The 12,859-nt window shown below is 71.3% G+C and carries 10 protein-coding genes; 2 read left to right on the plus strand and 8 right to left on the minus strand.

The features are described 5' to 3' along the window. Positions 1 to 41 precede the first annotated feature (41 nt). From ACIGQF_RS22895 to ACIGQF_RS22930, 8 genes are all read right to left on the minus strand, one after another. Entirely contained in the window at positions 42 to 2,495 is a 2,454-nt protein-coding gene (locus tag ACIGQF_RS22895; protein WP_399713128.1) for a PQQ-dependent sugar dehydrogenase, read from the minus strand. A gap of 190 nt (positions 2,496 to 2,685) precedes the next feature. Further along, a complete protein-coding gene (locus tag ACIGQF_RS22900) occupies positions 2,686 to 3,693 on the minus strand; it encodes a sugar phosphate isomerase/epimerase family protein (RefSeq protein ID WP_399713131.1) in 1,008 nt (335 codons plus the stop codon). A 14-nt stretch (positions 3,694 to 3,707) separates the two neighbouring features. Further along, positions 3,708 to 4,880 (minus strand): Gfo/Idh/MocA family protein, encoded by a 1,173-nt coding sequence (locus ACIGQF_RS22905; RefSeq protein WP_399713133.1) that lies wholly within the window; start codon positions 4,878 to 4,880, stop codon positions 3,708 to 3,710. Between the two features lie 84 nt (positions 4,881 to 4,964). Then, complete coding sequence (locus ACIGQF_RS22910) at positions 4,965 to 6,026, minus strand: substrate-binding domain-containing protein (protein WP_399713135.1); 1,062 nt, start codon at positions 6,024 to 6,026, stop codon at positions 4,965 to 4,967. Then, complete coding sequence (locus ACIGQF_RS22915) at positions 6,023 to 7,057, minus strand: ABC transporter permease (protein ID WP_399713138.1); 1,035 nt, start codon at positions 7,055 to 7,057, stop codon at positions 6,023 to 6,025. The genes ACIGQF_RS22910 and ACIGQF_RS22915 overlap by 4 nt, the downstream gene beginning before the upstream one ends. Then, positions 7,054 to 8,676, minus strand: a complete 1,623-nt coding sequence (locus ACIGQF_RS22920; protein WP_399713141.1) for a sugar ABC transporter ATP-binding protein — start codon at positions 8,674 to 8,676, stop codon at positions 7,054 to 7,056. Before ACIGQF_RS22920 ends, ACIGQF_RS22915 begins: the two co-directional genes overlap by 4 nt. Positions 8,677 to 8,970: 294 nt before the next feature. Continuing rightward, entirely contained in the window at positions 8,971 to 10,152 is a 1,182-nt protein-coding gene (locus ACIGQF_RS22925; protein ID WP_399713595.1) for an ROK family protein, read from the minus strand. Positions 10,153 to 10,365: 213 nt separating this feature from the next. After that, complete coding sequence (locus ACIGQF_RS22930) at positions 10,366 to 11,046, minus strand: GntR family transcriptional regulator (RefSeq protein ID WP_399713144.1); 681 nt, start codon at positions 11,044 to 11,046, stop codon at positions 10,366 to 10,368. Between the two features lie 206 nt (positions 11,047 to 11,252). Here ACIGQF_RS22930 and ACIGQF_RS22935 point away from each other — a divergent pair, with 206 nt between their 5' ends. After that, entirely contained in the window at positions 11,253 to 11,702 is a 450-nt protein-coding gene (locus ACIGQF_RS22935; RefSeq protein ID WP_361566085.1) for an SRPBCC family protein, read from the plus strand. A gap of 307 nt (positions 11,703 to 12,009) precedes the next feature. Then, positions 12,010 to 12,849, plus strand: a complete 840-nt coding sequence (fdhD, locus tag ACIGQF_RS22940) for a formate dehydrogenase accessory sulfurtransferase FdhD (protein WP_399713148.1) — start codon at positions 12,010 to 12,012, stop codon at positions 12,847 to 12,849. Positions 12,850 to 12,859 lie beyond the last annotated feature (10 nt).

The raw sequence follows: 12,859 nt of genomic DNA on the forward strand, positions 1-12,859 counted from the left end.
ACCCGTGCGCAACTGCGCTACTGCGCTCTGTCGCTACGTCACTACTTCGTCGTGATGTCGAAGTCGTCCACGTCGTACAGCGCTCCCGTGCCGCTGCCCTTGAAGACGAGGTAGAGCGTCGTCGTCCCGGTGGGCGGCTTCGCGAGGGCGGTGCTGACGTCCGTGTACGTCTCCCAGCCGCCGGTGACCGGCACCTTGGCCGTGCCGAGCAGCTTGCCGTCCGGCTTGCCGGTGCGGATCTCCAGCGTGCCGCCGGCGCCTGCCGAGGCGACCCGGGCGGTCAGCTTCGTGGCGTTGCCGACGCGGTACGGGGTGAAGCCGATCCAGTCACCGTTGTGGATGTCACCGACGGTCTTGCCGCCGTGCGCCGGCGTGTGGCTGACCGCCTTGACGCCCTTGGAGGTACCGAAGTGCTCGGCCTGCCGGTGCTTGGGCTGAGTCATGCTCTGGGCGTGCGTGGTCAGCGGCGGCTGGCCGCCTGCGCCCTTGTCGGTGTACTCGGCGTCGAAGACACCGAAGATGTTGGCGTTGGCGTCGTGCTCACCGTCGGCCAGGGTCTGGATGGTGCCCTCGCAGCCCTTGGCCGAGGTGACGGCGTGGCCGTGGCTGTCGTGGCCGAGGATGTGGGTGACGGTGACCTTGGAGCAGTCGATCTTCCCGTCCTCGGGGTCGGTGACCTTGACCTTGAAGGGGACCTTGTCGCCGAAGGTGAACAGCTGTCCGTTACCGGGGAGTTCCAGCGTCACCTTGGGCGCGGTGTTGCCGACCGTGAGGTGGACGCTGGCCGAGCCGGTGCGGCCCGAGGCGTCCTTCGCGGTGACGGTCGCGGTGTAGGTGCCGTTCTTCTTGTACGTGTGCGACGGGTTCTGCGCCGTGGAGGTGGAGCCGTCGCCGAAGTCCCAGGCGTAGGTGATCGCGTCGCCGTCGGCGTCGGTGGCGCTCGCGGTGAACTTGGCCTTCAGGGGCGCCTGGCCGGAGGTGCGGTCGACCTTGGCCTCGGCGACCGGCGAGTGGCCGTCGGTGGCGTTCTCGATGCGGTACAGCGCGGAGTTCTCGTCACCGTTGAAGTAGCCGGTGCCGTAGTCCAGGACGTACAGCGCGCCGTCCGGGCCGAAGGCCATGTCCATCACCTGGGTGCCGGTCCAGGGGAAGGCGTTGATGGACTGGACGGTGCCGTCGTCGCCCTTCTCGATGCGCTTGATCCAGCGGCGGCCGAACTCACCGGCGAAGAAGTCGCCGTCGTAGGCCTCGGGGAACTTCACCTTCGAGTCGAGGGCGGCGTCGTAGCGGTAGACCGGGCCGCCCATCGGGGACTCGGAGCCGCTGCCGAACTCCGGCACGGAGGCGTTGTCGTACGGGATCCACGCGACCTGGGCCGGGGGCAGGTCGGTCAGGCCGGTGTTGTGCACCGAGGTGTTCTTGGGCGCGGCGCAGTCGAAGGCCTCGCCGGACTTCCCGGTGGCGAAGTCGTAGTCGATGAAGGCGTCGTTGTCGCCGGTGCAGTACGGCCAGCCGTAGTTGCCGGGCTTGGTGACGCGGGCGAACTCCACCTGGCCGGCCGGGCCGCGGGTGGGGCTGGCGGCACCGGCGTCGGGACCGTAGTCACCGACGTAGACGATGCCGGTGGGCTTGTCGACGCTCATCCGGAAGGGGTTGCGGAAGCCCATCGCGTAGATCTCGGGGCGGGTCTTCTCGGTGCCGGGCGCGAAGAGGTTGCCCTCGGGGATGTCGTACGAGCCGTCGTCCTTCACCTTGATGCGCAGGATCTTGCCGCGCAGGTCGTTGGTGTTGCCGGCGCTGCGCTGGGCGTCGTACGCGGGGTTGCGGTCGGCGCGCTCGTCGATGGGCGTGTACCCGTCGGAGGCGAACGGGTTGGAGTCGTCGCCGGTGGAGAGGTAGAGGTTGCCCTGCGCGTCGAAGTCGATGTCGCCGCCGACGTGGCAGCAGGTGCCGCGGGAGGTGGGCACCTCCAGGATCTTCTTCTCGCTGGCGGTGTCCAGCGTGCCGTCCTCCTTGAGGACGAAGCGGGAGAGCCGGTTGAGGCCGTCGAACTTCGCGAAGTCCGCCGCGGTGCCGTTGTCGGGCGCGTCACCTGCGGGGGTGTCCAGCGGCGGTGCGTAGAAGAGGTAGATGAAGCGGTTGTCCTTGAATCCGGGGTCGACGCCGACGCCCTGGAGGCCCTCTTCGTCGTGGGTGTAGACGGGCAGCTTGCCGGCGACCTTGGTGTAGCCGGTGGCGTCGGTCAGCCGCAGTGTGCCGTCGCGCGCGGTGTGCAGGACCGAGCGGTCGGGGAGGACGGCGAGCGTCATCGGCTCGCCCATCTCCGGCTCACCCTTGGCGAGGGTGACCTGCTGGAAGTCCTCGGCCTTGGGGGCCGGGTCCGCGGCCGGCGCCGCGACCGAGGGGGTGCTGCCGAGCGAGAGCGAGCCGGCCGCGAGCAGGCCGCCGGCGAAGAGGGCGAGTGCGGAGCGGATTCTGAGACGTCTTCTGTGCACGCGGTGCCTCCCGGGCGGGTTGAGTGCCGTGCGGTGGGCGGTGCTGGGGAGTTCAGTGCGCTGTGCGAGCCGTCATGTACGTGTACGTGACACCAGAGGCGAAGGTAGTCGCGTCGGCCCGCTACGGATAGACCTTTGACACGAGAGAGCGAGGACTTCTGCCCTCAGGAGGACAAAGGAGTGTGGTGCGTCAGGTGTCCGAGCGGCCGAACGCCGCGTCGAACGATGCCGTGGGCGGCTCGAAGTCGTACGCCTTGAGGCGGGCCAGCGCCTCGGGCGCGCCCTGCCGGCGGTCCATGCCGGCGTCCTCCCACTCGACCGAGACCGGGCCCTCGTACCCGATCGAGCGCAGCATCCGGAAGCAGTCCTCCCAGGGCACGTCGCCGTGGCCCGCCGAGACGAAGTCCCAGCCGCGGCGCGGGTCGCCCCAGGGCAGGTGGGAGCCGAGCCGGCCGTTGCGGCCGTCCAGGCGCTTCCTGGCCTCCTTGCAGTCCACGTGGTAGATCCGGTCGCGGAAGTCCCACAGGAAGCCGACCGGGTCCAGGTCCTGCCACACGAAGTGCGACGGGTCGAAGTTGAGCCCGAAGGCGGGCCGGTGGCCGACGGCTTCCAGGGCCTGGTGGGTGGTCCAGTAGTCGTAGGCGATCTCGCTGGGGTGGACCTCGTGCGCGAAGCGGACGCCTTCGGCGTCGAAGACGTCGAGGATGGGGTTCCAGCGCTCGGCGAAGTCCTCGTAGCCGCGCTCGATCATGCCGGGCACGACCGGCGGGAACATCGCGACCAGGTGCCAGACGGCGGAGCCGGTGAAACCGACGACGGTGCGGACGCCGAAGGCGGCAGCGGCCCGCGCGGTGTCCTTCATCTCGGCCGCCGCCCGCTGCCGTACGCCCTCGGCCTCGCCGTCGCCCCAGATGCGGGCGGGCAGGATCGCCTCGTGCCGCTCGTCGATGATGGCGTCGCAGACCGCCTGGCCGACCAGGTGGTTGGAGATGGCCCAGCACTTGAGGCCGTACTTGTCGAGCAGCGCGTGGCGCGAGTCGAGGTAGGCGGGGTCGGCGAGCGCCTTGTCGACCTCGAAGTGATCTCCCCAGCAGGCGAGTTCGAGCCCGTCGTAGCCGAAGTCGCGCGCCATGCGGCAGACCTCCTCCAGCGGGAGATCGGCCCATTGACCGGTGAAGAGAGTGAATTGGCGTGGCACGGTGCGGGACCTCCTCAGGCCGATACGGGGGTGTAGACGCAGTTCTTCGCGGCGCTCTCCTCCACAGCGGCCAGCACGCGCTGCACGCGCAGCCCGTCGGCGAAGGAGGGCGCCGGGTCGCTGCCGGCGGCGATGGCGTGCACCAGGTCGCGGGCCTGGTGCACGAAGGTGTGCTCGTAGCCGAGGCCGTGGCCCGGCGGCCACCACCCCTCCAGGTACGGGTGGTCCGGCTCGGTGACCAGGATGCGGCGGAAGCCGGCCGCGACGGACGGTTCGGTGTGGTCGTGGAAGGACAGCTCGTTGAGGCGTTCCAGGTCGAAGGAGAGGGAGCCGCGGTCGCCGTTGAGTTCGATGCGGAGGGCGTTCTTGCGGCCCGCGGCGACCCGGCTGGCCTCGAAGGACCCCAGCGCGCCCGAGGCGAACCGGCCGGTGAACAGCGCCGCGTCGTCCACCGTCACCTCGTCCGTACCGCCCGAGGGCAGCGGGCGCCGCGGTACGAACGTCTCGGTGACGGCCGAGACCCCCGTCAGCGGCTCCCCCGCCAGGTGCTGCGCGAGGTCGACGATGTGGGCGCCGAGGTCGCCCAGGGCGCCGGAGCCGGCGCTCTCCTTGCGCAGCCGCCAGGTCATCGGTGCCTGCGCGTCGACCAGCCAGTCCTGGAGGTACGTGGCGCGCAGGTGGCGCAGCGTACCGATGCGGCCCTCCTCGACGAACCGCCGGGCGAGCGCCATCGCGGGCGTGCGCCGGTAGTTGAAGCCGGTCATGGCGATCCGGCCGCGGGCCCGGGCCGTCTCCGCCGCCGCCACCATGGCCTCGGCCTCCGCGACCGTGTTGGCCAGCGGCTTCTCGCACAGCACGTGCTTGCCGGCTTCGAGGGCCGCGATGGCGATCTCGGCGTGGCTGTCGCCGGGCGTGCAGATGTCGACCACGTCGACGTCGTCGCGGGCGATCAGGGCCCGCCAGTCGGTCTCCGCCGCGGCCCAGCCGAGCCGGTCGGCGGCGGCCCGTACGGCGTCGGCGTCCCGGCCGCAGACGGCGTTCATGGCCGGGCGCAGCGGCAGGTCGAAGACCCGGGCCGCGGTGCGCCAGCCCTGGGAGTGGGCGGCACCCATGAAGGCGTAGCCGACCATGCCGATGCCCAGTGCGGGGCGGCCGTCGGGGGTGGGGTCCTTCGTGTTGTCGTCCATGCATCACCTCATCGGTGGCAGTCGGGTGTGGGGGTCGGGGCACGGCCGGGCGGCGCGGCGGCCGGCCGGCGGGCGCGCGCCGCGTCAGTTGAAGCCGGTCGGGAGGTAGTCGTCGACGTTGTCCTTGGTGACGACCGCGGAGTACAGGGTGATCGAGGCGGGGATCTCCAGCTCGGCCATGCCGCTGACGCCCTTGCCCTGGCCGAGCGCGCGGGCCAGGTCGATGGCGGAGGCGGACATGGTGGGCGGGTAGAGCACCGTGGCCTTCAGGACGGAGTTGCCGGCCTTGATGGTGTCCATGACCTTGCGGGAGCCGGCGCCGCCGACCATGAGGAAGCCGTCGCGGCCGGCCTGTTCGATGGCCCGCTCGGCGCCCACGCCCTGGTCGTCGTCGTGGTTCCACAGGGCGTCGAAGTCGGGGTGCGCCTGGAGCAGGCCCGCCATCTTGGACTGGCCGGACTCGACGGTGAACTCGGCGGCCTGCCGCCCGACCTTCTTGATGTTGGGGTAGTTCTTCAGGGCGTCGTCGAAGCCCTGGGTGCGCTGCCGGGTCAGTTCCAGGTTGTCGATCCCGGCCAGCTCGACGACCTTGGCGTTCTTCTTGTCCTTGAGCTGCTCGCCGATGTAATGCCCGGCGTTGAGGCCCATGCCGTAGTTGTCGCCGCCGACCCAGCAGCGGTAGGCCTGCTGCGAGGCGAAGACCCGGTCGAGGTTGACGACGGGGATGCCGGCGCGCATGGCCTTCAGCCCGACCTGGGTCAGCGCCTTGCCGTCGGCGGGCAGGATGACCAGGACGTCGACCTTCTTGTTGATCAGGGTCTCGATCTGCCCGATCTGCTGGGCCGTGTCGTTGGAGCCCTCGGTGATCTCCAGGGTGACGTCCTCGTACTGCTTCGCGCGCTCCTTGGCGTTCTGGTTGATGGCGTTCAGCCAGCCGTGGTCGGCCTGCGGTCCGGCGAAGCCGATGGTGACCTTCTTGCCGGGCTTGTCGTCGGCCCCGCCGGCCTGCTGCTTGCCGGTGCCGGCCGAGGCGTTGTTCTCGTTGCTGGTGCAGGCGGTGAGGAACGCGCCGGCGGAGACGGCAGCGGCGCCGAAGAGCATGTTTCTGCGGCTGGTCGACGGAGTCTGTGGGATGCGCTCGGTCATGACTTGCGGCCCTTCTGTACCAGTACGGCGGCGACGATGATGGCGCCCTTGGCGATCTGCTGAACGGCGGTCTCCAGGTTGTTCAGGGCGAAGAGGTTGGTGATGAGGGTGAAGACGAGGACGCCGAGGACGGAGCCGGTGATGGTGCCGCGGCCGCCGCTGAGCAGGGTGCCGCCGATGATGGCCGCGGCGATGGCGTCGAGCTCGTAGAGGTTTCCGTTGGTGTTCTGTCCGGAGCCGGTCAGCACGATCAGCAGGAAGGCCGCGATGCCGCAGCACAGCCCGGACAGCAGGTAGAGCAGCAGCCGCTGACGGCGTACGTCGATGCCGGCCAGCCGGGCCGCCTCGGGGTTGCCGCCGACCGCGACGGTGCGCCGGCCGAAGGTCGTACGGTTCAGCAGCAGCCAGCCGACGACGGTGACGACGGCGAAGACCAGCACGATGGGCGGGATGCCGAGCAGGTAGGCGTCCCGGCGGCCCAGCGCGAGCACCGGCTCGACGGACACCACCTGGGTGCGGCCCTCGCTGATCTGGAGGGCGAGGCCGCGGGCCGAGGCGAGCATGGCGAGGGTCGCGATGAAGGGCACCAGCCCGCCGAGCGACACGAGCAGTCCGTTGACCAGTCCGCAGCCCAGGCCGACGCACAGCGCGCACAGCAGGATGCCGCCGAGGCCGAACTCCTGGGTGGCCAGCGTGGTTGCCCAGACGGTGGCCAGGGCCACCATCGCGCCGACCGAGAGGTCGATGCCGCCGCCGATGATGACGAAGGTGACGCCGACGGTCACCACGCCGATGACCGAGGCCTGGGTGAGCACGAGCTGGAGGTTCTGCACGCTCAGGAACTGCTCGGGCTTGGTGAGCGCGCCGACCAGGACGAGCGCGGCGAGGACGCCGAGCAGCGAGAGCTTGTGCACGTCGGGGCGGTGCCGGACGCTGCCGCGCCCGCTGTCCTTGGTCGCCGGCGCTGCGGGGCCCGGCGGCGGTGCGCTGCCCGCCTCGGCCGGGAGGGCGTGTCCTTCGGAGGTGTTCACGGGCGGTCTCCTCGCGGTGTCGGGGCCGGCGTCTCCTCGGGCGCTGGGCCTGCCGGGGCCGGTACGGGCCCCGGTCCGTCGCTCATGACCAGGTCCAGGACCCGGTGCTCGTCCAGTGCGGCCGCTTCTCCCTCGTGCACGACCCGGCCCTCGCGCAGGACGAGCACCCGGTCGGCGAGCCCGAGCACCTCGGGCACCTCGCTGGAGACCAGCAGCACGGCCATGCCCTCGTCGGCGAGCCGCCGGATCAGCGCGTACAGCTCGGCGCGCGCGCCGACGTCCACGCCGCGGGTCGGCTCGTCCAGGAGCAGCACCCGGCAGCCGCGGAGCAGCCAGCGGGCCAGTACGGCCTTCTGCTGGTTGCCGCCGGAGAGGGTGCGGACCGGGCGGTCGGGGTCGTCGGGGCGCAGCGAGAGGTCGCGGGTGGCGGCGCGGGCACCGGCCCGTTCGGCGTGCCGGTTCAGCCAGCCGGCCCGGGAGAAGCGGGGCAGTGAGGAGACGGTGACGTTGCGGCTGACGGATTCCAGGAGCAGCAGCGCCTGGGACTTGCGTTCTTCGGGCGCGAGGCCGAGTCCGGCGCGTACCGCGGCGGTGACGCTGCCGGGGCGCAGCGGCCGGCCGTCGACCAGGACCCGCCCGGCGGTGGGCCGCCGGGCGCCGAAGACGGTCTCCAGGATCTCCGAGCGGCCGGACCCGACGAGCCCGGCGAGGCCGAGGATCTCGCCGGGGTGCAGCGCGAGGTCGACGGGCGCGAACTCGCCCTCGCGGGCGAGCCCTTCGACGCTGAGGACGGGTGCCGGGCGGTCGGTGGCCGCGCGCCGCTCGGGGAAGACGTACTGGACGTCGCGGCCGGTCATCAGGGCGACGATGTCGCGGGTGGGGGTGGCGTGCGCATCCAGACCACGGGCTGCGGTGCGGCCGTCCTTCAGTACGGTCACCCGGTCGCCGATCCGGCGGATCTCCTCCAGGCGGTGGGAGATGTAGACGACGGCGACGCCGGAGGCGGTGAGGGAGGCGACGATGCGGAAGAGGTTGTCGACCTCGTCGGGGTCGAGCGCCGCGGACGGCTCGTCCATGACGATCAGCCGTACGTCGTGCGAGAGGGCACGGGCCATGGAAGCGATCTGCTGCCCCGCGGCGGAGAGCCGGCCGACCAGGGTGCCGGGGTCGATCTCGGGGTGGCCGAGCCGGGCGAGCAGCTCGGCGGTCCGCTCGCGGGCCTCGCCGGTGCGTACGAAGCCGCCGGTGGCGCGCTCGTGGCCGAGGAAGACGTTCTCCGCGACGGACATGTGCTCCACCAGGTCCAGTTCCTGGTAGATGGTGGCGATGCCCAGCCGCATGGCGGCGATCGGTGACTTCAGGGAGACCGTTTCGCCGCGCCAGCGGATCTCGCCGCCGTCCGGCTGATGGGCGCCGGCCAGCACCTTGATCAAGGTGGACTTGCCCGCACCGTTCTGGCCGAGCAGACAGTGCACCTCCCCCGCCGTCACGTCCAGGTCCACCCCGTCCAGCGCGCGGACGCCGGGGAAGGACTTGGTGATGCCGGTCATGGTGAGCAGGGGTCCGGTGGCTTCGTGCGCCGCGGACGGCGGCGGTGCGGGGCGGTGCGCTGGTGCCATGGCGGGCCTCCTCGGCGGTACGCCGGCGAGCGGGCAGGGCGGAGCGGTGCGCATGGGGGCATGCGGCATCGCGAAAGGGCGCGTGGGGCGGTGGTGCTGCGGTGCGGCTCGTACGGGTGCGGCGGCTCGTGCGGCTCGTGCGGCGTACGGATCGGGCAGGTGGAACGGACGTACCGGTCACGCGGGCGGAGCGGGCTTGCGGGTCGCGCGGGCGGAGCGGTGTGGTGCCGTCGTGCGGGTCGAGCGCCGTTCCGGGTGACGGTGCGTCACCCGGAACGGAAGTCCGGGGCCGGCTCAGGCCGGCGAGAACAGGTGGTCGCTGATCAGCCGGGCCGCGCCGGTCACGCCGGCCAGTGGGCCCAACTCACCCAGAACAATGGGAAGGTTGCCGGTCGCCAGGGGCAGCGACTGGTGGTAGACCTGCGTGCGGATCGCGGCCAGGAGCGTGTGGCCGAGGCCGGTCACCCCGCCGCCGATCACCACGAGTCCGGGGTTGAAGAAGCTGACGAGTCCGGCGATGACCTGTCCGGTACGGGTGCCGCCGGCCTTGATGAGTTCCAGTGCGGTGGTGTCACCGGCGGAGGCGGCGACCGAGACGTCCGACGCGGCGAGCGTGCCGGCGGCGGCGAGCCGGTCGGCGAGCGCGGCGGATCGGCCCTCGCGCGCCGCCTCCTCCGCGTCGCGGGCGAGCGCGGCACCGCCGAAGTACGCCTCCAGGCAGCCGGTGTTGCCGCAGGCGCAGCGGCGGCCGTTCGGCTCGACCTGGATGTGGCCGATGTCGCCGGCGCTGCCGGTCGTTCCGCGGTAGACCGCGCCGCCGACGACGATGCCGCAGCCGATACCGGTACCGATCTTGACGCAAAGGAAGTCCTGCGAGGTGCGGGCCACGCCCGCGTGCTGCTCGCCCAGCGCCATCAGGTTCACGTCGTTGTCGACCATGACCGGGCAGCCCAGTTCCTGGCTGAGCGCCTCCCGTACGGGGAAGCCGTCCCAGCCCGGCATGATCGGCGGGGCGACGGGCACACCCTCGGGGAAGCGGACCGGGCCCGGCACGCCGATGCCCGCTCCGTCGAACCCCTCGGCGAGACCACTGTCCTTCAACTTGGCGGCCAGCGCGAGGACTTGCTCGAAGACCGCGACCGGCCCCTCGCGTACGTCCATCGGCTGGGTGAGGTGGCCGAGCACCTCCAGCTCGGCGTTGGTGACCGCCACGTCGACCGAGGTCGCGCCGATGTCCACGCCGAGGAAGCGCAGGGTGGGCGCGAGCCGGATGTTGTGGGAACGGCGGCCGCCCCGGGAGGCGGCCAGTCCGTCGGCGACGACGAGCCCGGTCTCCAGCAGCCGGTCGACCTCCACCGCGAGCTTGGAGCGCGACAGGTCGACCTGATCACCGAGCTGCGCACGGGAGTTGGGCCCCTGATCGCGCAGCAGATGAAGGAGTCGCGCCTGATGCGCGTTCGCGGGCCTGGCCGTCATGCGCCTCACGCCGCCCCTCCAGCCGTCCTCGGCATAGACCGACATCGCCATCGGCGGGTACAGACGGGCGCGTGTACGCCGTCTCGCCGGGCTTTCGAGGGGAACGTAGCAGCGCTTGTCCGCAGGAGGAAGTACTACGGACGGAATCCGCAGTGACTTTCTCCTGTCTCAGGACAAAGGGTGGGGTGTGCGCCGCCTCCGGCGCTCTCTTCCCTACTTCGCGCCCTCGCGCTCGTGGTACGAACGGCGGGTGTGCTCGGTGTGGGCGCGCATGATCTCGGTGGCGCGCCGCTCGTCCTTCTTGGAGATGGCATCGATCAGCTCGCGGTGCTCGGCCCAGGACCGCTTGCCGCGCTGCCGGGCGACCGGCGTGTAGTACCAGCGCACCCGCCGGCCGACCTGCTCGGCCAGCCCGGCCAGTACGGTGTTGCCCGCCAGCTCCATCACCTTGGCGTGGAACTCGGCGTTGGTGGCGACGGCGAGGTCCACGGCGTCCTCGCGGACCGCCTGCTCGCCCCGGTCGCACAACGCCGACAGCTCCTCGATGCCCGCCTTCGTGGCGTTCGCCGCGGCCAGCCGGGCCGCCTCGGCCTCCATCAGGGTGCGCACGCTGAGCAGCTGGTCGGCCTCCTCCTCCGTCGGCTCGTGCACGAACGCGCCCTGCGCGGGGCGCAGATCGACCCAGCCGTCGGTGTTCAGCCGCTGCAGCGCCTCGCGCACCGGCTGCCGGGACACCCCCAGGTGCCCGGCGAGTTCGCTCTCGACCAGGTGCTGTCCCGGCTGGAGCGCGCGGGTGGTGATCAGTTCGAGCAGCGCTTCATAGACCCGTTCACGCAGCGGGCCGGGGCGTTCGAGCTTCGGCACGGTCCCCTGCGGCAGTCCAGCGGACAGCATCGCGGTCCCCCTCTACGACTCGGATCCAGCACTCCACGATTGGTTATCGTCTACAGTCTACCGAGCGCAACCAGCCTGCCACCGTACGCTCCGGTGATCTGTGTCACCCGGATTCACCGGCCGGGCCCTCGGATTGGCTGTGTTGACCTCCACTCGACGGGTACGCGGGGAGCCCTGGACGTTCCCAGAGAGGAGGAGCCCGGACCATGTCGAAGATCGAAGAGTCGGTCGAGGTTGCCGTCCCGGTGACGAAGGCCTACAACCAGTGGACACAGTTCGAGGAATTCCCCCGCTTCATGGACGGGGTCGAACGCATCGAGCAGAAGACGCCGACGCTGACCCACTGGGTCACCAAGATCGCCGGGGTGAAGCGCGAGTTCGACGCGCAGATCACCGAGCAGATCCCCGACGAGCGGGTGGCCTGGACGACGGTGGAGGGAGAGGCCCGCCAGGCCGGCGTGGTGACCTTCCACCGCATCGACGACCAGCACACCAAGGTCATGCTCCAGCTGGAGCACGACCCCGAGGGCATCGCCGACACCGTCGGTGACAAGCTCGGCTTCGTCCGCAGCAAGGCCACTACGGACCTGAAGAACTTCAAGAAGTTCATCGAGTCGCGCGGTACGGAGACCGGCGCCTGGCGCGGCGAGGTCTGACGCGACAGCGCTGCCGCGGACGCGGACACCACTGCCGCGGAGCCACGAAACGGCGGCCCGGCCGGAGGCACCTCCGGCCGGGCCGTCGGCGTGCACAGCGTGTACCGGGGTGGTCCACGCGGCCGGGAATCCTCACCTGGACCGACGGCCCGGGCCACCCCGCCGTCGCGGAGTCCCCGGCCGGCTGTGCGGGACGGGCGGCGACCGGACCATGGGCGGGTCTCGGCCATTCGTGCCACGTACAGGACAATGAGAGGACGGGCCGGTCCGCCGGCCGCCACCACGCACAGAACCGGGATGATCAGTTATGGGCAGGGTCACCGAGCGACGGCGCGTCATCCGCATCCGCGACGGAGCCGTGAGCACCCGCCCGGACACCCTGGTCGCCGAGGAGCCGCTGGAGATCCGGCTCGGCGGCAAGCCGCTCGCCATCACCATGCGCACGCCCGGCGACGACTTCGCGCTCGCGGCCGGCTTCCTGGTCAGCGAGGGCGTACTGAGCAGCGCGGACGAGCTGGCCAACATCGTGTACTGCGCGGGGGCCACGGAGGACGGAAGCAACACGTACAACGTGGTGGACGTGCAGCTCGCGCCCGGTGTCGCACTCCCGGACATCACCCTCGAACGCAACGTCTACACGACGTCCTCCTGCGGGCTGTGCGGCAAGGCCAGCCTGGACGCCGTACGGACCACGGCCCGGTTCGCGCTGCGGGACGACGACGGGATGACGCTCACGCCGGAGACGCTCTCCGTCCTGCCCGACCGGTTGCGCGCCGCCCAGCGGGTCTTCGACCGTACGGGCGGGCTGCACGCCGCGGGGCTGTTCACAGCCGACGGCGAGCTGCTGGACCTGCGTGAGGACGTGGGCCGGCACAACGCGGTCGACAAGATCATCGGCCGTGCGGTGCAGCAGGGCCGGCTGCCGCTGTCCGACACCGTGCTGATGGTCTCCGGGCGCGCCTCCTTCGAACTCGCCCAGAAGGCCGTGATGGCAGGCATCCCCGTCCTCGCCGCGGTCTCCGCGCCGTCCTCCCTCGCCGTCGACCTGGCCGCCGAGACCGGCCTCACCCTGGTCGGCTTCCTGCGCGGCAAGTCGATGAACATCTACGCCGGGGAACAGCGCATCGCCCTGGATTCCCTGGACTGACGCACCGTCG

This window comes from Streptomyces sp. NPDC053560 (assembly GCF_044544605.1).
Classification (GTDB): domain Bacteria; phylum Actinomycetota; class Actinomycetes; order Streptomycetales; family Streptomycetaceae; genus Streptomyces.

Excerpts from the sequence above, each read along its gene's own strand:
- ACIGQF_RS22930 (WP_399713144.1), bottom strand. The coding sequence starts at position 11,046 with ATGCTGTCCGCTGGACTGCCGCAGGGGACCGTGCCGAAGCTCGAACGC.
- ACIGQF_RS22925 (WP_399713595.1), bottom strand. The coding sequence starts at position 10,152 with ATGACGGCCAGGCCCGCGAACGCGCATCAGGCGCGACTCCTTCATCTG.
- ACIGQF_RS22905 (WP_399713133.1), bottom strand. The coding sequence starts at position 4,880 with ATGGACGACAACACGAAGGACCCCACCCCCGACGGCCGCCCCGCACTG.
- ACIGQF_RS22935 (WP_361566085.1), top strand. The coding sequence starts at position 11,253 with ATGTCGAAGATCGAAGAGTCGGTCGAGGTTGCCGTCCCGGTGACGAAG.
- fdhD (WP_399713148.1), top strand. The coding sequence starts at position 12,010 with ATGGGCAGGGTCACCGAGCGACGGCGCGTCATCCGCATCCGCGACGGA.
- ACIGQF_RS22910 (WP_399713135.1), bottom strand. The coding sequence starts at position 6,026 with ATGACCGAGCGCATCCCACAGACTCCGTCGACCAGCCGCAGAAACATG.
- ACIGQF_RS22920 (WP_399713141.1), bottom strand. The coding sequence starts at position 8,676 with ATGGCACCAGCGCACCGCCCCGCACCGCCGCCGTCCGCGGCGCACGAA.